The organism is Aporhodopirellula rubra (genome assembly GCF_014192335.1).
GTDB classification, from domain to species: domain Bacteria; phylum Planctomycetota; class Planctomycetia; order Pirellulales; family Pirellulaceae; genus Rhodopirellula; species Rhodopirellula rubra.
The window spans coordinates 160,289-183,307 of sequence record NZ_JACHXU010000013.1 but is presented as its reverse complement, the minus strand read 5'-3'; the positions used below and the strand labels follow the sequence as shown (position 1 = coordinate 183,307).

The following is a 23,019-nucleotide window of genomic DNA, read 5'->3' as shown; positions in this document are numbered from 1 at the left end:
CTTGAAGTTTCGTCCATTAACGATGTGCGACGAATATCCCGCCCCTCGACTCTCCACGTCCCCGCTCGCGTCATTGGGGACAAAAACCACCCCCTTAACGCTGCAACCATTCACGTAATTCACCGGTTTCGGGGACGTCATACCGCCCATGATCCGTCTGCCGATCGAGTTCCTGATAACGGATGCCAACCAACTCAACGATTCGGTCAAATTCGGCCTGCACGATTTTGGTCAGCCATGACTGAGCGTCCGCCCCGGTGAGCGTGTTCAACGGACCGCCGCGTTGATATTGAGTCCGCCCCGCTCGACGATTCGCCTCCGCAATCAATTCCTCGCTATCATCGCGCGTCAACTCGATCCGATCGTGCTCTCGGACGGCCGAAACAAATTGCGACGACACCCTCGGATCGCTCGACAATCGGACGTGGTCAAACTCGTGACGCACTAATGGCGATTCCCAAAACGTTTCACGATCGGGCATGTTTAGAAACCACATCAAATGCCGAACCTCGATCCGCAATCGATTGAATCCGACATCGATCGCCAATCGACGCGACGTCGGCGCCCCATCCCATCCCCAACGACAGCGACTCTTGAACGAATAGCTCAAACGAAACTGAGTCTCCGCATCAAACTTGCGTCCGCGTATCGACGTCGACCGATTCGGATTGACGACCGAAGGGCGTTCGCCACCAATTAAAAATGTGATGTTCCCTTTTGTGATCAACAGTTTCAAATCAGCGGGTGGTTCGGGAAGATCTGCCAGCGCGAGTTCGTGTTGTCCGTGTCGATTGACTTTTCGATTCTCGTCGGCCTGCACTGCCGAACACGAACATCCCAAGATTCCGGCCACCCCGAGCATCCCGATCGTCACGGCCCTAACGAAACCGTTCCCGAAAGACTCCCGAACGCAAATCGGACGGGAGCTTCGGTTTTGTTTCGATCGGTCATGCATGAAACTGCTCAATCTCGAGATCCCGGTGTAACCGTAAACTGCAACGTCTTTCCTTCTCGAACCACTTCGATCGTCACGGGCTCACCGATCTTCAGTGCCTCGATCGCGTATGTGTAGTCGTTGATGTCCTCGACAACTCGACCGGCCACTTTCACGACAACGTCGCCACCACGCAGCCCCCCCTCGGCCGCTGGCGCCCCCGCGGTCACGCCGCTGAGTCGTTGCCCTTTGACCTCACCAGCCGCGTAATCCGGAATCGTGCCGAGATACGCCCGCAATGCGACGCGAGGAGTTTCCTTGCCGGCATCGCCCTCGTTGAGTTCAAACGCAGGCAATTGCGTGGATGTCAAGAATCCTCGAGTCAGCAACCCGAACAACCTCGCGACTTTGGCAGCCGAGTCATAATTCAGTTTGTCGGCGGTATCACGCGGCGTGTGATAGTCCTCATGAGCCCCCGTGAACGCCGACAGAATCGGCACACCACGCGAAACAAACGCCGACGCGTCGGTTGGTAATCCGGTGCTCGCGCGATCGAGCTGCACGGGCAATCCGACCGGCACGTTCCGGCGGCCGACTTCCCCTTCGAAACCCGGCGATGAACCGATGCCTTGGATGATCAACTTCTTGTCCAAGCGGCCGATCATGTCGAGATTCAGATACACGCCGATCGTTGGTGACAACGACGTCGCCTCCGGAGTCATCCCGTGTGCGGTCGCCATCGCTGCCGCCTGTTCATCCGCAATCGGCTCGGGTGCGTCGGGATACAACGCCGCGAGGTTCTCGACAAAGTACTGCGAACCGAACAAGCCGAGCTCCTCGCCACTCCATGCCGCGATCAACAAATCTCGATTCATTCTCAATTTTCCCGATCGCTTTTCCGAGGCGACCGATTGAGCGATTTCCAACATCGCCGCCACACCGCTGGCATTATCATCGGCGCCGTAGTGGATCAGGCCTTCCTCATCATCTCGAGCGAGCGAGTTGCTGCTGCCGCCGCGACCGAGGTGGTCAATGTGAGCCCCCACCATCACGAACGGGTATTTCGCCGGCGTGTCAACGTCGTCCGCTGGCAAACGAGCGATCACGTTTCTGCCCGTTCCGGTTCGCCGAATGACTTCGATATTGGCACCGAGAGTAACGCCTTCAATTGCGAACCCCATCGCCAACGAACCGTCGTCAATTGACTTCTGCAACTCGCCGAGATCTTCACCCGCGTGACTGATGATTTGAGCGGCGATGTCGTTGTTGACCGAAACGGCCGCGATGCTGACTTCGGCCTGAGACGCCGAGCGGTCGAACCGAATCAGTTGACGGTTTACTTTGCTGGTCGGACCAGAAACAAACAAAATGCCCCTGGCCCCTAAATCACGAGCAATGGTGGCCTTGCGACGCGGCGAGCCATAGCGAGCCATCCACTGACGCGTTTCCGGAGTGATGTCCTGCGGCACGTCGCGAAACACCATCACCCATTTATCAAACACGTCCAAATGCACGTAGCTGTCGTATTGTTCGTGATTCTCATCGCCTTGGATTTGCAACCCATAACCGGCGAAAACGATTTCAGCCGGTTCGATCTTTCCGGTCTGTGAAAACGACAGCGGCGTCCATTCGGACGACAACTCCAACGTGCGTTCGCTGACCTTCTTCGCAGACACATCATTCGCAGACGCCCCCGCCTCGTCGGACTGTGCCTTTTCATTCAACGTCATCAACGCGTGGTTGTTTTCTCCTAACGACGATCCCGCGGGGAACTCAAACGTTTGAAAGAACGAGCCGTTGTCGCCAGCCCCACGGAAACCAAGACTCTCCAAATACGCGGCCGCATAGGCAGTCGCCCGGCGTTCGCCCTCGGTCCCCGTCATCCGGCCCGCCAATTCGTCTCGCGTCAAATAGTCGACGTGACGCATCACGTCACTCGGCCGATACTCCGGCGCAGTCGCTCGCACATTTTCGAGAGCCATGACCTCGTCCACGCTTCCGGAATCGTCTTGACTGGTCACCAGACCGAGCAACGCACGAGCTTTCTCGTCGTCAAAATCTGCGAGATAGATTTGCGACGTGCCTTGTTTGGGCTCGTCATCTTCCATCGTGAGCGTTCCGTCTGCGTTGAGCAGTCGATTACTCGTCCACGACAATTGATCGCCACCGGGCAAGAAAACTGGCAACCCGTCGAACCCCGGCGTCGTCGTCACTCGAACCGGTTCGCCTTGGCCGTCAGCGCGAACCAAATACAATTCAAAATTCGCAAACCCGTGTCGGTTAGTCGTGAAGATCAGGTAATCACCACTGGGGTGAAAATACGGCGCCCAACTCATCGCGTTGAGACTGGTCAAACGTTGCACGTCAGTCCCGTCGACGTTCATCGTAAAGATCTCAGCGGTTGCCCCGTCGGGTGCAAACCGGCGCCAACAAATTCGAGTACCGTCGGGCGAAAAGAACGGTCCACCGTCATAGCCCGGCTCATCGGTTAAACGTCGCACGTGACTGCCATCGGGCAACGGCGATCCGTCCGCGTTCATGAGATAAAGATCAATCATGAAAGCCGGGTCGCGATCGAACTGTTCCTGTTCACGCTTCGTCAATTCGCGAGAGTAGGCCTCGCGGTTGGACGCAAATACGATCTGTGTCCCGTCCGGGCTGTAACTGCCCTCGGCGTCATAGCCCTTCGCGTTCGTCAGACGTGTCAGTCCGTCGGTGGTGTCGTCTTGGATCTCATCTAATTTCGCGGCGTAGATTTCGTAGTTCGGGTCGTAGTCCCAACTGTACCGGCGTTGCTTTCCCGAATTGCGCAAGTCGATCTCTTCTTGCTGCTTCGCCTTCGACTCGGCGTCCTCGTGAGTGCTGGCAAACAAAACTCGCTCGCCGTCGGGGTGAATCCACGCACACGTGGTCTTTCCAAACCCAGGACTGACTCGCCGGATATCGCCCGTTTCGAGATCCGTCAGATAGATTTGATAAAACGGGTTTGCCGGATCACGTTCGCTCTGGAAAACCATCTTCGATCCGTCGGCACTGAAGTAACCTTCGCCTGCCCGGCGTCCCTCGAACGTCAACTTCCGCGTGTTGGTCAGCAGATCCGTTTCTTTCGTCTCGGATGTTTCAACCGAACCAGTAGACTCGGCCTTTTCCGTCGACGCGGCGGGGTTGTCGTCGGCGAGACCGCTCGCACCTGTCGCAACGAGCGAAAACGCGAGCATCAATGATGGGATTGCCAGGAACGGCGAGCGAGTGATCAGCATTTTGTCGGGATGGAAAACGAGGGTGTCGGGAACGTGAACGAGATAGTTTACGAATTGAGCAGCCCTTTGGCTCCCCGTAGACAGATCAATCCGTCGCTCCAACGATCAAATAATTCTTTACGCTCCGATTCGGCTTCGAAAACACGCACGTTACTGCGGTTCTGTCGAATGTCTTCTCGGACGAGACCGTAGAGACGATGATACTCGGCCTTTGGATCAGCCCCTTCCGCGCCAGGTCCTTCCAAATCAGGTCCTTCCAAATCAGGTCCTCCCGTGTCACGTCCTTCCATGTCACGCCGCTTCATGTTTCGCCCCTCGACAACGCTGCTCGATGTGGAAGAAACGGCCGCGGTGGAAGAAGCGTCCGCGTCGCGAGTCTCCGCTGAAACGTGCCCAGGGTTCACCCGAGCGGTCACTTCAAAACGATAAACTTGCAACCAACCCGGACGCTGCACCGCGACCAATCGCACGGCTTCGAATTTCGCCGTGTGACCGAAATATCCGTTCCGCGTCAAATGACCGCGGATCGACATTTCCATTTCATGGTCACCGCACCAATCGTCCCATTTCTTCCGCAGATGTTGCCACCAATTCATTTCACGTTACTCATCGCCTCGAGACTCCATTGCCAAAGTCGCGGAAAGATGTTCCACCTCAAACGAATCCCTTTAGCGAACTTTGACGAGTTCTTTCGGCGGGATCCCATAAACGCGTTTGAAAGCTCGAGAAAATTGAAACGCGTCGGAAAACCCTAACCGATCGGCAACCTCCTTTACTAAGAGTCGCTCCTCGATCAACAGTTCCGCGGCGTGGTTCATTTTCTTACGCAATAAAAACTGATACGCCCCCACACCGCCAAACCGTTTGAACAGCCGCGAAACATGAATCGGCGACAAATCGCATTTCGCGGCAACGTCTTCAGCCGTTCGCAGGTCCATGTAGTTTTCCTCGATCTCGTCGCGAACCCGGCGGTACGTGGCGTAGGCCCGCGACATTGCTTTCCCTTCGACCACGGTCCTTTGCCGGATTTTGAGCACCAACAACTCAGCGAGCGAACGACAAACATCCGGCGTCCATTCGCTGTCGCTGCGTGCTTCGCGGTCGAGATTCTCAAAGATCTCGACGAATTCGTGCAACGCGATCACACGCAGCGGTCGCCCATCGAGCAACCCGGCTTCGCCCAACAGCCGCTCTGTTTGTTGCCCGGCGATATCAACGTAGTACTTCCGCATCGGATGAATCGAGTCCGTCCAAATGCGATGGCGGGTGCGAGGGCCATAGGCAAACACGACACCGGGTTGCAGAGCGAATGTGTTGCCATCGAGTTCGAGCTTGCCCGCCCCCTCGGTCACCATCTCGATCGCGTAGAACGGAAACTGCGTTCGCGAAACGACATACTCGGGCGTCATTCGCTCCACGCCGCCACACGCCACCGTCAACGCCACCTCCTCCGACGGATTCAGATCGAGGTAATAACGGCGGGCACCGGAAACCTGTTGCGAGACAAACGTCGGCTCCGACGTGGACGGTTCCCGGGGAGATTCATTCATTCCTGGATGTTAAGAATTCACATGCGAGAAACAACCCCGCTAGCGTCTCAACCCGCCCCGATTCGCCTCGATCCGCCTCGCTCGGCGGGCCGCAGGTGACGCCACATCGTGAACGGCACAGGCTTCACCGATGCCCCGTCAATGCCGTCACCGAACCGGCGAACAAGGTAAAACGCCCTCTAGCCCAACGCGCAGCTCGCATTTCACACCTCAAAATCTGGCCGCCGTCGAATTGACCGCCCGCATTATCCGACCTCCGCTCGAAAACTCTGCCGCTTGGGCGGGTTGTCCCGGTTGTCCGACACCATGGCAATTTGCGGGAACGTTTTCGATCAGGACAGCTTTGGTGGACCGGCAAAGATTGTCGAAACCAACACTTGTCGAGTTACTCGCCGCATCGGGTTTGAGGCCTCACGAGTGATGCACCGCACTGGGTTCATCGCTTTTGGGTTCATCTCCTATTGGGTCGTCTGACGCACGTGGATCGTTGACCGTACTGGATCGTTGGCACTGGGCCGCTGATCGCAGCGGGTCGCTGACTGCGGCGGTCAGTAGGCACGATGGATCCGAGAGTTGCCAATCGCCAACCAACCGGCCCCGGGTTGGTCAGTTGTTCCATGCCGAATCGCTCGACAAAACGCGTAAACGGTCGTGACCTCCCTCCCACACCACCGCGAACGCCGCGCCCCGGCGACGGCCCGAGACTCTGGTTCTTCCCACCAACCAGGGCGACTCGGGCCGTCGCCCGAAAATTTGCCTCCCCCAATCGACGCTCCTTTTCGCATGCCTCCGCTTCGGCGGACCCTAACCTCCCATGATTGAATACCCCACCAGAAAGTCGTCCGAATCGCTCGCCCTCGATCGACTCGCGTTTGCCGAACGGGCAGTCGCCGAGGCACTCAATCCGTCGATGGGTTCGGAACCCGTTTCGCCGGTACCGAACTTGGCATCCTTATTGCTCGTTGTTTCCGCACAAAGCACGACGCTCGACGACGGACGATGGCAATTCGCGATCGAAACCGCCGGGGGAGATCCAATTCTCGAAGCCGAGGATCACGAACGGGGGGATCTCAACCGCTTGACGCTTCTGGCGGCGGTACGAGGACTGGAAGCAATCGACGGCCCATCTGGGGTAACACTGTTGAGCCACAATCGCTATCTGATCAGGTCTCTGACCGATTCGCTACCACGTTGGCGGCGTAGCGATTTCGTGTGGGACCACTTCGGCAGGCGGGTCGAAGTTCAACATGCCGATCTGTGGCGGCGGATCGATCACGCACTGGGAATTCATGAGGTACAGGCGTGTTTGTTGACCGCACGCATGGTCAGCCGACCCGATGTTTCATCGTCCCAACGATTAACGATGCCCGCTGAAAAATGCATCCAGAATCAGCCATCCACCGACGCCCGCACGGCGATCGTCTGCCACACGCCGCGGACGCGGATCGAATCCGCGCACACCGCGAAGGGCTCGCCGCACACCGGAAATCGGCTGCGAGATTGGCTGTTGCAGTCCGCCGTCGACACCAGCCAACGGGCGCACCGCATCGCCATGATCGGTCAAGAACGCCCGAAATAACCGCTCATCATTTTTGTTTTATTCGCATATTCAACTCTTACACGCTCCGGCCACCTTTTAACGTCTTGCAGACACCGCATGAATACGCAACTCTCCCTCTCCAGCATCCAATCGCTTATTGACGGGAATGTGTCCGATCCCGGCAGTTTGCTTGGTAGACACTCAGTCGATTATCGTGGAACGCAGGCGACCGCAATCCGCATGTATGAACCCGAAGCCCAATCGATTTGGGTGGTCGATTCGTCCAACGGACTCCGAAGACCCATGCGTCGTTTACACCCCGAAGGTGTATTCGAAGCCATTTTTGACGAAACTCCAGAGAGCAACTACAAGGTCGAGATGATAGACAAACAAGGCAAAACGATTGAAACAACCGACCCGTATGCCACTCCGAGTCTGCTGACTGATTTTGACCGTTACCTAATCGGCGAAGGTCGACACCACGGTTTGTACGAACGCCTCGGCGCGCAACTGCGAACGGTTAACGGCGTCGAAGGTGTGAACTTTGCCGTCTGGGCGCCCAACGCGAGAGCGATCCAGGTCGTCGGCGATTTCAACTCGTGGGACGGACGCCAACACGGCGCCCGACGCCTACCCAACCTCGGAATTTGGGAACTGTTCATCCCCGGCGCGAAACCCGGCCAACGATACAAATTCCGCGTCCTCAGCGAAGCCGGCCAATGGATGGACAAGTGCGATCCGCTCGCGTTCGCTTCGGAACTCCCACCGCTGACCGCGAACATCATCTCGGACATCAACTCCTACGCGTGGAGCGATAACGAGTGGATGCAGGAGCGCACCGAGTTCGACCCGATGCACGCACCGATGAACGTGTACGAAGTCCACCTCGGCAGCTGGCAAAAAGGCCCCGGTCGCAAACACGGCTGGCTCGACTATCGCGACCTCGCACGTCGATTGTCCGACTACTGCCACCGCATGAACTTCACGCACGTTGAACTGATGCCGATCAGCGAGCACCCGTTCACGGGCTCATGGGGTTACCAAAGCGTCGGCTACTTTGCCCCGACCAGCCGTCACGGCAACCCGGAGGACTTCATGTTCTTCGTCGACCACCTGCACCAAAACGGCATCGGCGTTCTGATCGATTGGGTCCCCGCCCACTTCCCCAAAGACGACCACGGACTACGCCGCTTCGACGGATCGGCTCTCTACGAGCACGCCGACCCGCGGCAAGGCGAACATCCCGATTGGGGAACGATGATCTTCAACTTCGGTCGCAACGAAGTGAAGAACTTCTTGATCGCAAACGCGTTGTTCTGGCTCGACAAGTATCACATCGATGGACTCCGCGTGGACGCGGTCGCCTCGATGCTATACCTCGATTACAGCCGCGAAGATGGTGAGTGGGTTCCGAATCGTTACGGCGGACGCGAAAACCTCGAGTCGATCGACTTCCTCCGCGAGTTCAACGACGCCGTTCACGAGAACCATCCCGGTGTGGTCACCGCAGCCGAAGAATCAACGGCATGGCCGGGTGTGTCAAAACCGACCAGCGAAGGCGGCCTGGGCTTCACATATAAGTGGAACATGGGTTGGATGAACGACACGTTGCGTTACATGCGGAACGAACCGATCCATCGTCAGTACCATCAAAACGAATTGACGTTCAGCCTGATCTATGCCTTCACCGAAAACTTCATGTTGCCTCTTTCGCACGATGAAGTCGTTCACGGCAAGGGATCCCTGATCAGCCAAATGCCAGGTGACATGTGGCAGAAGTTCGCCAACCTGCGGTTGCTCTACACCTACATGTGGACGCACCCAGGTAAGAAACTGCTGTTCATGGGTGGGGAACTCGCCCAGTGGAACGAATGGAACGAAGACGACGGACCGCAGTGGCAATTGCTGGACTTTGCAACACACCGCGGCGTGCAACAACTCGTGTCCGACTTGAACAAATTGGTGATCGACAACCCTGCACTTCATCACCTCGACTTTGGTCATGAAGGATTCGAGTGGGTCGATTGCCAAAACGCTCAAGACAGCACGTTGGTTTATCTCCGCAAAGGAATGCCGGGCTCACCACCAATGCTCATCTGCAGCAACTTCACGCCCGTCGTGCGTGAAAACTATCCGATCGGTGTCCCCGAATCGGGATTTTGGAAGGAAGTTTTCAACAGCGACAGTGAAGCGTACGGCGGCAGCAACGTTGGCAACTATCCCGGCAAACACAGCCGTGGCATCGGCCACCATGGTCGACCCGACAGCATTGCCGTCACGTTGCCGCCACTGGGGACGACTATCCTGCGATTGGAACAGTAGTTCCGCGTAGGTGACAAAGGCATTTCAACCGCTCGCGTTTGCATCACGCCGCCCTCCCACCCCAACAGTCGCGGTCGTGCAGTCTCAATTCTGCACGGCCGATGGCATCCGCTTTCGTCCTCCCTCAACGAAAGTCGAACAACGTTGAGACTCAAGTGGTGCAAGCCGAGCGGTCATGGCCTCATGAGCCAGAGCCGAACGGTGCAGAGCAAACGGGGCATCAAGGAACAGACAGAGATCACCGAGTGCCGGATCCGATGCCAATCCCTCTCGTGAGTCGGCCAGTCCAAGCGATCACGGAGTCGTGTATAACATTCGTTGCACCGTGCGATGTTGCGATTGCTCCCCCTCACTTCACTTTGGCGTGCCGCATCAAAGAGTTGTGCGATCCCTTGCTCCGCCCCGAGAATCGATAAACATGCTCGATAACGCCGAATACGTCGAACAGGCATACCTATTCGACCTTCTGCGGGAACGGATCGCGGAACAAACGCCCATGCAGGAACTCCTCGGGCAACTCCGCCACGAGTTGCTCGCGACGACACGATTGCCGATGGCGATCGATTTCATGTTGACGGAGTTACGGCACTCCGGACTGATGGGTGACGCGATGGCCCGACTATCGCATTACTTCTCTCCGTTTCAAACTTTTTTGATCCGTGAATCTGAAAGTGAAACCGGCCGGTTCACAATCCACATCGCATTACAGGTCCTGCAGGCCGACGCGAAACTCCGAGCCGACTATACCGCGCGTCTGGAATCCATCGACACGCAAGGCAACCTCGGAGATTCCTTCTCCACGATCCCGCGAGGCGGCGGCGCGATGACACCGACCGTCATGGCGCAACGTGCTCGCAGCGGATTTTTCTTCTTCCATTTCGAAGCGATCTCGCGAAACCGACTCGGCTATGACGCCGGCCTCACCGCGATGAGCAACGATCCCGTCTACGATGCCGATTGGACGAAATGGCTGCTCGACTTGCGAGCCAACGTGGGACTCGTCGACATGGCCGACCTCCTCTTTCTCGCCAGCGACGAGTATCGCCGACGGTTGATCGAGGAAAACGTTCCCCTCGATGGCAAAGGCCCGTTCCTGTTTGGCGAAAAAGAAGGTCGCATCGCGCTGGCGAACCGTCGCAAAGACCCGGTCTATCTCTTCGGTGCAATGCAGCGGCACCTCGGATACCCGCCCGTTCCACGACCAATCAAAGAAGAGACCGATCGCGATACCATCCCGGCGATGCTGCGTCGAATCGAGCGTCTCGAATCACGCATCAAACTGATGGAACAGGAACAACGCCAAGAATTCGACTTGAGCAAATTCTACCAAAAGCCGACCGACGCCTAGCCACACGCCAACGCAGGCACACCACAGACGAGCATCCGACAGATTCGAACCGCTCCACCTTAGACCGCCAAAGTGCCGCGGGCGAATCGAGTCTCGTCACAAGGTTTTCACCGTGATGCGCATTCGCCAGTACGTGGCGTTACATGCCCCGAGCGATACCACTCGCGAGCAACGCGACAGCAACCACCCCAATGCACGTCCGCAGGTGATTCCACCGTTGCCACCGCAATTGATAGTCTGTCCAAATGGCGTCCGCTTCAGTAACGTCCGCTTCTGCAAGGCGATTGTTCAGAGGGACATTAAACAACATCGTCACTCCAAAGGGCCCAAGCAAATAACACAATGAGCCGAGCAGTGCGGGCCAATTCTCCGATAGTTCCAGACTCCGCAGCGTATGAATCACAATCAGCACGCAAAGCAAGGGCGTACCAAGAAACAAGAAGACGAAAATCGGATTGATAATCCTCACATTGATTCTTTGCATCGCCAACATCCCATGCTCTCTCGGCAAGTCCGCTAACGCACGCATGACAAAGTTGGAAAACGCAAATAACAGGCCCGTTACCAAACCCGCACCAACCGTCGCCGCAATCAAAATAGAGAACATTCCGAGCGTTTCATCATAGGGTCAAACATTCGATTCCAGGACAAGCTCGCCTCCACCGCCGAAATCCGTCGGTCAATACACCAACAGAGAGCACACAGCGATGATCACGCCATCGTCGCTCGCTAAACCAGCAACTCTCGCACGACACGGCTTTCTTCTACGCCCGTCAACTTTTGATCGAGGCCTTGGAAAGGATAGGTAAAGCGTTCGTGATCGATGCCTAGCTGATCGAGGATGGTTGCGTTGAGATCGCGGATGTGAACCGGGTCACGCAGAATGTTATAGCTGAACTCATCGGTCTCGCCGTGCACGACGCCTTGCCGGATGCCCGCACCCGCCATCCAAACGGTGAAACACTTTGGATGATGGTCACGACCGTAATCGTCTTTGGTCAATTTTCCTTGGCAATAAATCGTCCGCCCAAATTCCCCCCCCCAAACCACCAACGTATCATCGAGCAAACCACGTTGCTTGAGATCGGTTAGCAATCCGGCCGATGGCTGGTCGGTATCTCGACATTGGTTCGGCAAATCTTTGGGCAACGCGCCGTGTTGATCCCATCCACGGTGGAAGATCTGGGTAAAGCGAACGCCCCGTTCAGCCATCCGTCTCGCCATCAAACAGCAGTTTGCAAACGTACCGGGCTTCAAAACGTCCGGTCCATAAAGATCCAAAACGTGCTGGGGCTCGTCACTCAGATCAGTCAAATCCGGGACACTCGTTTGCATCCGGAACGCCATCTCGTACTGAGCGATCCGGGCATCGGTCTCCGGGTCGCCGATACGGCGAAGCGTTTCCGCATTTAAGTCCGCCAACGTGTCGAGCATACGCCTGCGGACTCGTGAATCGATTCCCGACGGATTGGATAAATACAAGACAGGGTCACCGGTGCTGCGAAGGGCGACGCCTTGATAGCGACTCGGCAAAAAACCGCTGCCCCACAAACGGTTATACAACGCCTGTGCCTGCTTTCTTCCCGTCCATGACGCGGTCATCACGACGAATGCCGGCAAGTCCGCGTTTTCGGTACCGAGGCCATAGCTGAGCCATGCGCCGAGCGACGCCTTTCCGGGCAATTGATTCCCGGTGCAAATGTACGTGATCGCCGGATCGTGGTTGATCGCTTCGGTGTACATCGATTTCACCAACGCGATCTCGTCGACCTTGCCCGCCATGTGCGGAATCAACTCACTCGCCATCGTGCCGTTCTGACCGTGCGGCGCAAACTTGTAGATGCTCGGCGCGATCGGAAAACGAGCCTGCCCACTCGTCATCGTCGTCAGTCGTTGTCCCTGCCGAATCGATTCCGGCAGGTCTTTGTCAAACCAGTCAGCCATCTCCGGTTTATGATCCCACATATCCATCTGGCTGGGCGCACCAGACATGAACAAGTAAATCGCTCGCTTGGCCGCCGGCGGATGATGCGGCAAATCCGGTCGCCCACCCACAGCCGTCTCGTTACCCGTCGGCGTGGCGGGCACCGGAGCACTGGACGCTAACTCCGCGCCGAGCGAACGCGTCCCATCGAGTGACGCGAGCGCCGCGGCACCGAGCCCGACGGCGGAACTCGAAAAAAGCGAGCGACGGGTCAACTGCGACAAATGCGTCTGAGCATCCGAGGCGGCCAGCAATTCAGCAATACGTTGGTCGGATAAATGACTCATTTCGAAACCACCTCGTCAGTATTCAATAGTGTGCTGGCGACGACGGACCATGCGGCCAAAGTCGCATCCGACGCCCCCGTTAACGCAGACGCTTGCTCGAGTTCATTGCCGTAATAGGTTGTTAGATCGTCGAGCAACGTTACCAGCGACTCGAGTTCCACGAGCTCTGGTGATCGCAAGACCACGCGTTCAAATAAACCACGCATGCGAATTTCATTGTCGAGCTCTTCATTGTCGACTTCGGCGATGGCGATGGTCTGCTTGGCAAGTTCCAAAGACGCCTCCAACGTTTGCGGCTCGTTAAGCATCAACAACGCCTGAAGAGGCGTGTTGGTACGTTCGCGACGAGCCGTGCACGATTCGCGACTCGGCGCATCGAACGTCGCCATCACGGCCGGAGCACTGGTGCGTTTCCAAAACGTGTAGACACTGCGACGGTAGACCTTGTCGCCCTCATCGGGAACAAACGTCGCCGTGTTCGAATCCGTGTAACCGACCGCAGCCCACAATCCGGCCGGCTGCGGTGGCTTCACGCTCGGCCCACCGACTTGATCCACGAGTAATCCGGAAACGGCGAGAATCTGATCTCGAAGCACCTCGGCATCGAGCCGATAACGCGGGCCCCGTGCGAGCAAGCGGTTATTCGGATCGACGGCCAACATCTCGCGACTCGCCCTCGCATCTCGGCGATACGCGTCAGTCATCACCAACCGTTTCATGAACGCTTTGACATCCCATCCGCTATCACGGAAGTCGATCGCCAACTCATCGAGCAATTCCGGGTGCGACGGAGGAGTCCCCTGACTCCCGAAATCCTCACTCGTTTTGACCAACCCGGTCCCAAAGAGTTGCTGCCAAAAACGGTTTACGGCCACACGCGCGGTCAACGGATTCTCAGGAGCGACCAACCACTCGGCGAGATCCAATCGGTCGGGCGGGTTCGACTTGTCGATCGGCGACAAGAACGAGGGAACGTCGCGTTCGACCACGTCGCCTGGAGCATCGTATTGCCCTCGCAGCAGCACGTGAGCCTTTCTCGGCTCCGCGGTTTCCTTCCACACCAACGTTGTCGGGATCTTGCCCTCAGTCTCCGACCGCAGCTTTGCCAAACCGTTTCGCATGTCCTGCAACGCGAGCCATTGAGGCGACTGGCAATACACATCACGGAAAAAACGCCGCAATGCAGCCGCGTCATCGGTGCCGGGCTCGACCGCAACGAGTCGCTCACGCACCCTTTCGGACAACTCGACCATTCGAGACGCAAATGCATAGGTTATTCCTGCGGCACCCTCATGGTGAACGTGCTTAACGAACAGATGATTGTCACCTTTTCGAACCTTCAACTCATGCGTTGCCGACAACGGTTTGAGCGAATGTTTGCCGCGTGATTGCGCGACCTTCTTGCCATTGAGGTAGACAACGTAACCGTCGTCGCTACCAATCATCAAATTGACCGTCGCGTCCGAGGGCGATTGCAACGTTTGATGCAACAAAGTGACCGACGGTCCGTCTTCACGGTACGGCAAGTCATTCCTCACAACGAGAGACACGTCAACATGTTGCTCCCAACGCATTTCCGTCTCGCCGACCGGCACGACCGCGTCTGGATCAAACGCGTCCGCCTTCTCACCCGCATACTCATGTTCGTAAGCACCTGATGCTTTTTCAACGGACAACGGGCCGACGACATGCACTTCGGACAACTGAATCTTTTGTGACGCGGGTACCGCCTCCGGCGACTCATACGCTGTGAACCGAACGTCGCGAAGCGCGTGCGATGCATGCACTGATTGATAATGCAATTCGATCCGTAGACTCGTCGGCTCATCTCCCGACGACTCGATCACGGACGACAATCGGAACCACGCCGACCGGTCGCCGTTGCTCTCGTGTCCGCCGACGGCCCAGCCTTGAGTCGCATCCAATTTTCCATCGAAGGCACGCTCAACCGCGAATCCGTCACCTTTTTGTTGGTGGCTGGCGACGCCGGAGGTGATCTCGATCGGCAACCATTCTTCACTGCCGTGGGGCCGGGTTTTCAATACAATTTCGCTGAGCACCGCGTTGCCGTTGACCGCCGTTCCGACGCGTGGGTTCTTTTCGTCCGTCAATGCACTCAGTTCAATCATCCGCCATGCACCCGGCGGTAATTCGGCCTCGATTTCAATCGTGTCTTTTTCCGAAACGTTTTCACCGATATGCACGACTTCATCGTCAACAACGCTCACCTCCGTCTCCGCCTTCGCCGACGCAGATCGAACGACGATCCCCGCATGGACGTCGTTGGGCTTGTTCGCCAAGGATGCGACCCAAACTTTCTCGGCCTCGTCCACCTCCGGGAGATCACCGGCAATCTGCTCGTCCAAGATGGCAAGCTCGGAATCGATCTCGGCGAGTTTTTGTGTGTCCTCTTCGCTCGGAACGCGAATCGACGGCGCGTGATCTTTCACATTCCCGTCCATCGCTCGCCCGTCGAGCGAATTGAAGAACGCCGACAACGCAAAAAAATCACGCTGTGATATCGGGTCAAACTTATGGTCGTGGCAAACCGCACAGCCCGTCGTCAGTCCTAAGAAAACGGTTCCGAACGCATCAGTGCGGTCGATCACATTTCGCGTGAAGACTTCATCATAAATCGATCCGCCTTCGTTGGTCGTGACATTCAATCGATTGAACCCCGACGCGATCTTCTGAGCGATGGTGGCATCGGGCAAGAGATCACCGGCGAGCTGTTCGGTGATGAAAACATCCATCGGCTTGTTCTGATTGAACGATTCAATCACCCAATCTCGATACGGCCACATCTCGCGATAGTTATCCAGATGCATCCCGTGCGTGTCGCCGTAACGCACGAGATCGAGCCAATACCGCGTCATGTGTTCGCCATACGCGGGCGTCGCCATCAACTCATCAATATAGTTCTCATATGCGTCAGGTGAGTTATCACTAACAAACCGTTGCACTTGAGCCCACGTCGGCGGCAATCCGGTCAAATCCAACGTCACACGGCGAGCGAGCGTGGCGCGGTCGGCCGGACCGTTGGCAACAAGCGATCGCTTCGCCAATGCCGCATCGATCCAGCGATCCACGCGATCGATCACGGGATCGCCCGCCGCTGCTTCCTCGACGGCCACAACTTCTCCGCTACCTTCTTCGGCAATTTCTTGTTCAGCAGCTTCACTGGCCTCTTTGAGCGAATGTTTGACAGGCTGAATGAAAGACCAATGTGCCTGCACCTCGGCGCCACTGCGAACCCATTTCTCGAGCAGGTCGATCGAGTCCTTATCGAGCGGTTTGTGGTATTCCGCAGGTGGCATCACCATGTCAGGGTCGTCGGTGCGGACACGTTCGATCAATAGACTTTCGTCCCACGCATCAAGGTCAATGACCGACGCGACGCCTTCGGCGGTATCGAGACGCACCCCCGATTCTCGGTTGTTCTCGTCCGGACCGTGGCAGGCGAAACAGCGGTCCGAAAGCAACGGCCGAATATCGTTTTGAAACGACACTCCTTCGTCACCGGCGGCAATCCCTCCGCAGAAAGCGGCTAAGTTCAGCAAAAGCAGAACGCGAGCGATTGCAAGACACCTTGATACCATCGCAAAATCCATCGACTTCAGGGGCGAGCGAACAGCGACACAGCAGTCGCGAGGCGGGAGTTCCATTGTAGCCAAGAGTCTCGATTTGTGAAACAGAAGGATTTCACGAGTCTCAAAAAGGGAACACAAATCACTCTCTTCCTCTCACTCATCACCCCGTCACTCAACCTCGCCCCCCGACGGAATCACGCCGTTCGTCCCGCCCAGACCCACCGATATCCGCGGGACCTCATCAACGAGAATCCGAACCACTGCACCGCCATCACCAAATACGCGACCGCCGACATCGTCGCCACGGGGCCGAGCCGAATGCCCTGTACCCCCAGCACAACTGGCGACGTCGCCGCGATGATTGTCGCGACCGCCAAACACACAAACAGAGTCAGCCGGCGGGGCGTGATCGACAACGCACCGATCGCGGACAGGCACGTCGTCGTACTGAGCAAGACCAACGCGGACACTCCGTAATCCCAGTCGTACGGCACCGGAAACTCAATATCCGAACGCCTCAACAATCCGGCTATCACGGCGACGGCAATTGACCAGACAAACATTTGCGAGAGTGAAAAACGAACCTCGCGAATCCCGATCAACACCATTTCCAGCGGCGAACGCTGCACCGTCTGACCGTCAACTTGAACGATTGATTGTCGGACGAATTCCAGTCGACCGTCGCTGCCTTTCCCGATCGGCAACCGTCCGCGTCCGATCTCGACGGCATCCGCGATCGCGAGCTTCCAAGCTTCGCTAAGCCCAAACGTGCCCAGATGCTCAATGAATCCGCGACGACTTTCGACGGTGCGATCGGCCGCCGACTCGCCTTGCCCGTTGTCAGTAACAAACTGATCGAACTCGAGAAACCAATCATCCAGTCCACGACCGGTCCCGCACAACAACTCCTCCTCATCGAGGCTTCCCGTCAGGCAAATCATTCTTGCCCCAAAAAACCGCAACACCACCGCGGTCGCCGCGATTCCAACGACCAACAACATCGCCCGCACGACCGTGGGCGCCGCGTCAACGCGGACCTCTCGCATCCATACCAACGCGATACATCCACACAGACCCGAGATGCCCCACAACCAATTCCGAACCGAACCGGGCTGCAACAGTGACGCAGCGGCAGCAAAGATCATTCCGAAAAAAACCAACCCTGTCGCCTCGTTTCCCATTTTGGCGATCACGGCAATCCACCCCATCACCCCCGACAACAGCACCAACGAAATCAAACGCCACCACCACGGCCAAGGCCCGAGCGCCAACGGGATCGCAACCCATCCCAACGTCGACAACGCGGTGGAAAAGATCAACAACACGATAAGGAGCATCACGAGCCATCACCTCCCAAACGAGAATGCTTCCTCAACCCGGAGCACTACAAACGAGGGCGTGCCCATTCACGGTAACGGGGTTCGCCAGAATTCAGTCTCACGAAGTCTGACAACATGGGCTACGTCACATTCGAAAATGCTCTAGATCTCTTCATCAACGAAGATGATATGCCGAAAATAATGCTGCGACTCAAAACTCGCACCGAGGGCTCCGATCAGCAACCCCAGCGACGCGGCAAACACAGCCATCTGAGGCCGATCGGTCCAGACGAGCTCACTCGGACCGGCCGTCGTTGACGCGGCCCATCCGGCAATCAACGGCCCGGGGAAAAGCGAGTACGCCAACATGATGCCGACGCAGTACAGCGCCGTCCACGTTGTCGCCATCCCGACGAAAACAATCCCAAGGGCAGCCGCCGACGTCACGACGGACTGTTCCGTGCGACGGGTTCCTCGACGAACCAACAACTGCTGACGCAGCACCACGTAACATGTCGTCGCCAAAATGGTCAGCACGAACAGCGCGAGCAAACGCGTGTGACTCTGCGCTAGCGCGAGGTCCCACGCCTCCGCGGTCATGAACAAAATCGCGAGCGTTGAAAACGAGGCGATCGTCAATCGACTGAGCCGTTTGGGAAACTCCCAGGGCCGCGCCGCCCAGATCGCCTGCAGGATTTCCTTGCGGTTAATCCACGCCGCCCGGATCGCAAAGATCGGCTTACCGAGCGACCGACCCGCACCTTCTTCCAATCGCTGGTCAGCAATTTCCGCCAACGCCCGACGCTGGCGATCGATGCTCTCGGTGTCCATCCCCGCCATCAAATCGAGTGCCTGCGCGTTGTGCGGATGAAACAACAAATCGTTCGGGTGATCACTCTTGGGCAACCCACAAAGGTGACCGATGCTATGCAACATCAACCGGCTCAATCGACGTGCGATTCGCTCCACCCGCTCGGCTCGGTTCGCTTCCACGCCCAAAGCCAACGGATCGATCAACGACATCGACAACACCGCGGCATCGAGCGGACGACTGATCGCCGCAAAACAAAACGGGGAATAGTTGCCGACCAACTCCGACGCGGTCAACACGATCGCAAAGTCCCAGTGCCGGGAATCGCGTTCCTCAACCGCTTGTTGCAACAACACACTCGGCTCGACGCGGCCGTTGCCCGTCGTGCTCGTGCCCGTCATTTCGGGCCGTTTGATTTCGAAGAAATTAAACCGAAACTCCTCGAACAGTTCCGACAACCGCCGGTCCGTCTGCTCGACCGCAACCCGCGCGGCACGGGCATCCACCATATCCAGGGGGCCCGCCACAACAACGCCAATCTCGATTAACGAGTTCGGTGTGTCGGGTCCGCGCGATTCGGTAACAACTGGCAGTGCCGCGTTCATTGACGAGAGTCTTCCCCGGTAGACGGATTGGCCATTCGCGTCCACTCGGGCGAACAGTACGGTCGAGCGATATCGTACCGAACTACTCGAATCGATAAAGTGCCAGGTCGGTTCGCAGGATCAATGCGTTCTCGATCGCGGCGGGTGATGCCATGATCTGGCCTTGCACCTGATTGGTTTGCACCACCTCGGAATCCTCTCCGGGCGTCAGCACAAAGACTTCGCCTTCATGATTGCCGAAGTACAAATGACCGCCCGCAAACAACGGCGATGACGAAAACTTGCCACCGAGACGTTTCTTCCAAACCAAATCCCCGCTCTCGGGATCAAAACACGACGCGACACCGTTGTCGTCGACCAAGTAAATCAGCCCATCATGAAGCAATGGTGAAGATTTCGAAGGGATGCCTTTCTTGACCGACCAGAGCACGTGCGTTGACGACACATCACCGCTGCCGTCAATCCGCGCCGCCCACAACTCGGGCTTCCCAAAACCCGTCGCAAAATAAACCACGTCATCGAGCAGAACAGGTCGCGGCACCACCGAGAACCCCTTGCCGTGATAAAGCCGCCAGAATTCTTCACCCGTTTCCGCGTTGTAGGAAACCATCCACTGCGACCCCATGCACAACAATTGCTCCCGACCCGTCGAATCCGTCACCACGACGGGAGTGCAATACGCCTTCTTTTGGTCACCGGTGGGAGCCTCCATGGGCGGACGATCGGTCGTCCACAACGTTTGCCCGGTCGACGCATCGAGCGCCGTCACGTACTGACGATCCATGCCGTCTTGAATCAAGATCAGGCGTCCCTTGTGCACCACAGGCGAACTCCCCGGACCGACACCGTGTTCGAGTGGCAAAGTACGCTGCCAAAGAACTTCACCCGACCTACGGTCGACACAAAATGTCCCGAACGTGCCGAAGTGACAAATCACGTGCTCACCATCAATGAAGGGAGTTGGCGAAGCGTACGAGTTCGTCGCATGAATGGCATCAGGTGTTTCGACGGTCACGAGATCGATCGTCTGCCGATGCTGACCGCTCTTGAGATCAACGGCCAACAACTTCAGCTCGATCGCTTTCGCAATGGCGAGTTGCTTGAACTTCCGCGCGTCGTTGTTCGTGTTGCGCAACAACGCTTCACGCTCCTCCTCCGAGGGAACTCGTTCGACCGCCGTCGTCACCCAAACCACACCGTCGGAAATCACCGGCGAGGACCACGCCTTCCCCGGCAGCGTCGTTTTCCACGCGACATGATCATCTTCGCCGAACGCGACCGGCGGCGACTGGTCCACCGCCACCCCGTCACCCGCAGGCCCCCGGAACTGCGGCCACGAGTCTGAACCGCGTGCCGACATCAACGGAACTGCGGACACAACAACAGACAGAATTAAAGAAAGGCGGGGCTTCATGGCGGGCGTTTGCAAAAACGAGAATGGGGAGGGAATCAACGCCAAGATACTCGATTCCCCTCCCCCAAGCACGTTCTCACCCCCAAAAATTCCTCCCCACCCGATCCACTCACCGTCCCCCGTCACCGATTTCACAATCACGGACATATGAATTCGCGAATCCTCATGGCCCCGCTGACTCGTCCCTCAAAAGGCATCGCTCTTGCGTGACGCTTCCCAGCCATTCGGCAGAAGTGATTGACGCGATGGAAGTCGATGCGTCTGGAAAAAGCAACTTGCCGATCACAGCAGCGCAAATTGGTACACTGATCGAACGTTCGCGAAGTGATTGATGCGCGGATGAACGAGGTCGACGACGACGACGCACTCAGCGGACCAGCACTGCCGCTAAAAGTTCGTATCGCTGTCAGAGATAACGCGGAACGACATCCAACGACCGAAGCCTCAGCGGCACGCTGCGAAAGTCCCCATGTCGAATACGAATCGACCGTTGCTAAGTCTCTCAACGACAAAGAGGAATCGAATGATGAAAACACCTTGTCGGATCATTCCTGCGCTGATCATTTCTGCCATGATCGCAGCGACATTGATTCCGCAATCGTCAGCACACGCTGAAAAACCGAACGTCTTGTTTTTGATTGCAGATGACCTGAACACCGCGTTGAGTGGTTTTGGGCACAAGCAGTGCAAGACGCCAAACCTCGATCGCCTCGCCGAACGAGGCGTGAAGTTTGAGAACATGCACTGTCAATATCCGGTTTGTGGTGCGTCGCGTGCGTCGATCATGTCAGGGCTATATCCGTATTCGAACATGACGCTCGGAAATCGAGGAACCTTACGAGCCAGCATGCCTGACGTCGTGACGCTGTCGCAGACGTTTCGTAACAACGGTTACTTCGCGGGACGAGTCAGCAAGATCTATCACATGCGGATTCCATTTGAAATCATTGAGGGAACATCGGAGAGAGACGATCCCTTGTCATGGGACGACGCCATCAACATCAAGGCTCCCGAACAAAACGCTCCCGGCGAACTGACGAACTGGTCACCAAAAGACAAAGAGTCCCAAAACTTTACCGGTGTGGTGGCATCCGGTGGAGACAGCGAACACGCCGACGGGATGGCGGCAGATCGCGCCATCGAGATGCTAGACCGGGTGAAAGACAAACCGTTCTTCATGGCGGTGGGATTCGTAAGACCGCACGTGCCTCTCGTTGCACCAAAGAAGTATTTCGATCTCTACGACCGTGAGGCAATGGAAGCTCCGGTTGTACCCGAGAACGACCTGGACGATGTGCCTGCAATCATCCGCAACTACAAACGAAATAGCACGACGTACGGCGTGACATCGGAATCGCACAAAGGACTGCTGCAAGCTTACTACGCCAGCGTTTCCTACATGGACGCACAAGTCGGACGCGTTCTCGATGCACTAGAAGAAACGGGGCTCGCTGAGAACACGATCGTTGTCTTCACTAGCGACCATGGATACCTCTTGGGACACCACCACAAATACCAAAAACAGCACCTGTTCGAGGAAGCCACACGTGTGCCATTCATCATCAGCGTGCCGTGGCTAAAAGACCGGCACGGTCGTGGCACCACCGAGATCACCGAATTGGTCGACCTCTATCCAACGCTTACCGACCTGGCCGGCCTTCCCGCACCCGACACTCTCCAGGGAACAAGTCTCCAACCGTTGTTGGTCGATCCCCAGTCGCCATCTTGGACCAAGAAGCAAGCATTCACGATCAGCCGCAGCGGTGGCGAATCGATCCGCACTGCGGAATGGCGATTCACTCAGTGGGGCTTCGGCGACGCAGGCACGGAACTGTACGACCTAAAAAAAGACCCTGGTGAATTTACGAATCAAGCAGAAAATCCAGAATACGCTTCGGTGTTGAAAAAACTCCGAGCACAGCTTAACGCCAAACGCGAATCAACAGGCTTCCAACGCAAACCGGCCACCACGGCCGAGAAGAAAGGCAAACACAAACCAAAGAAGTAAACAACAAAGGCTTCGGGCCTGCCATGTTTGGTTCGACAGACTGCACA

General features: G+C 56.9%; 15 protein-coding genes. 5 read left to right on the top strand and 10 right to left on the bottom strand.

What is annotated here, in order from left to right; translation table 11 throughout:
* Positions 1–94: 94 nt before the first annotated feature.
* The 4 genes from FHS27_RS18100 to FHS27_RS18085 form a co-directional block, all read right to left on the bottom strand.
* Entirely contained in the window at positions 95–862 is a 768-nt protein-coding gene (locus FHS27_RS18100; protein WP_221225203.1) for a hypothetical protein, read from the bottom strand.
* Positions 863–963: 101 nt separating this feature from the next.
* The gene (locus FHS27_RS18095) at positions 964–4,194 is read right to left on the bottom strand and encodes a M28 family peptidase (RefSeq protein WP_184306281.1); all 3,231 of its coding nucleotides are present in this window, start codon (positions 4,192–4,194) and stop codon (positions 964–966) included.
* A 47-nt stretch (positions 4,195–4,241) separates the two neighbouring features.
* Positions 4,242–4,790 (bottom strand): hypothetical protein, encoded by a 549-nt coding sequence (locus tag FHS27_RS18090; RefSeq protein WP_184306280.1) that lies wholly within the window; start codon positions 4,788–4,790, stop codon positions 4,242–4,244.
* 72 nt (positions 4,791–4,862) lie between these two features.
* The gene (locus FHS27_RS18085; RefSeq protein ID WP_184306279.1) at positions 4,863–5,744 is read right to left on the bottom strand and encodes an AraC family transcriptional regulator; all 882 of its coding nucleotides are present in this window, start codon (positions 5,742–5,744) and stop codon (positions 4,863–4,865) included.
* A 910-nt stretch (positions 5,745–6,654) separates the two neighbouring features.
* On the opposite strand from FHS27_RS18085, the gene FHS27_RS18080 reads away from it, so the two are divergent.
* From FHS27_RS18080 to FHS27_RS18070, 3 genes are all read left to right on the top strand, one after another.
* Entirely contained in the window at positions 6,655–7,323 is a 669-nt protein-coding gene (locus FHS27_RS18080; protein ID WP_390853899.1) for a ribonuclease HI, read from the top strand.
* 78 nt (positions 7,324–7,401) lie between these two features.
* Positions 7,402–9,606 (top strand): 1,4-alpha-glucan branching protein GlgB, encoded by a 2,205-nt coding sequence (gene glgB / locus FHS27_RS18075; protein ID WP_184306277.1) that lies wholly within the window; start codon positions 7,402–7,404, stop codon positions 9,604–9,606.
* A 418-nt stretch (positions 9,607–10,024) separates the two neighbouring features.
* Positions 10,025–10,954 carry a hypothetical protein gene (locus tag FHS27_RS18070; RefSeq protein WP_184306276.1) on the top strand — a complete coding sequence of 310 codons (930 nt, stop codon included), beginning with the start codon at positions 10,025–10,027 and terminating at the stop codon, positions 10,952–10,954.
* A 139-nt stretch (positions 10,955–11,093) separates the two neighbouring features.
* Here FHS27_RS18070 and FHS27_RS18065 read toward each other — a convergent pair whose 3' ends face one another.
* The 6 genes from FHS27_RS18065 to FHS27_RS18040 form a co-directional block, all read right to left on the bottom strand.
* Positions 11,094–11,561, bottom strand: coding sequence for an anthrone oxygenase family protein (locus FHS27_RS18065; protein WP_184306275.1), 468 nt, complete (start codon positions 11,559–11,561; stop codon positions 11,094–11,096).
* A 122-nt stretch (positions 11,562–11,683) separates the two neighbouring features.
* Complete coding sequence (locus tag FHS27_RS18060) at positions 11,684–13,225, bottom strand: DUF1501 domain-containing protein (protein WP_184306274.1); 1,542 nt, start codon at positions 13,223–13,225, stop codon at positions 11,684–11,686.
* Positions 13,222–16,824, bottom strand: coding sequence for a PSD1 and planctomycete cytochrome C domain-containing protein (locus FHS27_RS18055; protein ID WP_246420076.1), 3,603 nt, complete (start codon positions 16,822–16,824; stop codon positions 13,222–13,224). Before FHS27_RS18055 ends, FHS27_RS18060 begins: the two co-directional genes overlap by 4 nt.
* Positions 16,825–17,009: 185 nt before the next feature.
* Complete coding sequence (locus tag FHS27_RS18050) at positions 17,010–18,155, bottom strand: hypothetical protein (protein ID WP_184306273.1); 1,146 nt, start codon at positions 18,153–18,155, stop codon at positions 17,010–17,012.
* 141 nt (positions 18,156–18,296) lie between these two features.
* The gene (locus FHS27_RS18045; protein WP_184306272.1) at positions 18,297–19,550 is read right to left on the bottom strand and encodes a hypothetical protein; all 1,254 of its coding nucleotides are present in this window, start codon (positions 19,548–19,550) and stop codon (positions 18,297–18,299) included.
* 82 nt (positions 19,551–19,632) lie between these two features.
* A complete protein-coding gene (locus FHS27_RS18040) occupies positions 19,633–20,964 on the bottom strand; it encodes a PQQ-binding-like beta-propeller repeat protein (RefSeq protein WP_246420073.1) in 1,332 nt (443 codons plus the stop codon).
* A gap of 339 nt (positions 20,965–21,303) precedes the next feature.
* On the opposite strand from FHS27_RS18040, the gene FHS27_RS18035 reads away from it, so the two are divergent.
* Positions 21,304–21,579 (top strand): hypothetical protein, encoded by a 276-nt coding sequence (locus tag FHS27_RS18035; protein ID WP_184306270.1) that lies wholly within the window; start codon positions 21,304–21,306, stop codon positions 21,577–21,579.
* Positions 21,536–22,972 (top strand): sulfatase, encoded by a 1,437-nt coding sequence (locus tag FHS27_RS18030; protein WP_184306269.1) that lies wholly within the window; start codon positions 21,536–21,538, stop codon positions 22,970–22,972. The genes FHS27_RS18035 and FHS27_RS18030 overlap by 44 nt, the downstream gene beginning before the upstream one ends.
* The last annotated feature ends 47 nt before the right edge of the window (positions 22,973–23,019 follow it).

Coding starts and splice junctions, on each gene's coding strand:
- FHS27_RS18100 (WP_221225203.1), bottom strand. CDS start 862: ATGCTCGGGGTGGCCGGAATCTTGGGATGTTCGTGTTCGGCAGTGCAG.
- FHS27_RS18095 (WP_184306281.1), bottom strand. CDS start 4,194: ATGCTGATCACTCGCTCGCCGTTCCTGGCAATCCCATCATTGATGCTC.
- FHS27_RS18090 (WP_184306280.1), bottom strand. CDS start 4,790: ATGAATTGGTGGCAACATCTGCGGAAGAAATGGGACGATTGGTGCGGT.
- FHS27_RS18085 (WP_184306279.1), bottom strand. CDS start 5,744: ATGAATGAATCTCCCCGGGAACCGTCCACGTCGGAGCCGACGTTTGTC.
- FHS27_RS18080 (WP_390853899.1), top strand. CDS start 6,655: ATGGGTTCGGAACCCGTTTCGCCGGTACCGAACTTGGCATCCTTATTG.
- glgB (WP_184306277.1), top strand. CDS start 7,402: ATGAATACGCAACTCTCCCTCTCCAGCATCCAATCGCTTATTGACGGG.
- FHS27_RS18070 (WP_184306276.1), top strand. CDS start 10,025: ATGCTCGATAACGCCGAATACGTCGAACAGGCATACCTATTCGACCTT.
- FHS27_RS18065 (WP_184306275.1), bottom strand. CDS start 11,561: ATGTTCTCTATTTTGATTGCGGCGACGGTTGGTGCGGGTTTGGTAACG.
- FHS27_RS18060 (WP_184306274.1), bottom strand. CDS start 13,225: ATGAGTCATTTATCCGACCAACGTATTGCTGAATTGCTGGCCGCCTCG.
- FHS27_RS18055 (WP_246420076.1), bottom strand. CDS start 16,824: ATGGTATCAAGGTGTCTTGCAATCGCTCGCGTTCTGCTTTTGCTGAAC.
- FHS27_RS18045 (WP_184306272.1), bottom strand. CDS start 19,550: ATGAACGCGGCACTGCCAGTTGTTACCGAATCGCGCGGACCCGACACA.
- FHS27_RS18040 (WP_246420073.1), bottom strand. CDS start 20,964: ATGAAGCCCCGCCTTTCTTTAATTCTGTCTGTTGTTGTGTCCGCAGTT.
- FHS27_RS18035 (WP_184306270.1), top strand. CDS start 21,304: ATGAACGAGGTCGACGACGACGACGCACTCAGCGGACCAGCACTGCCG.
- FHS27_RS18030 (WP_184306269.1), top strand. CDS start 21,536: ATGATCGCAGCGACATTGATTCCGCAATCGTCAGCACACGCTGAAAAA.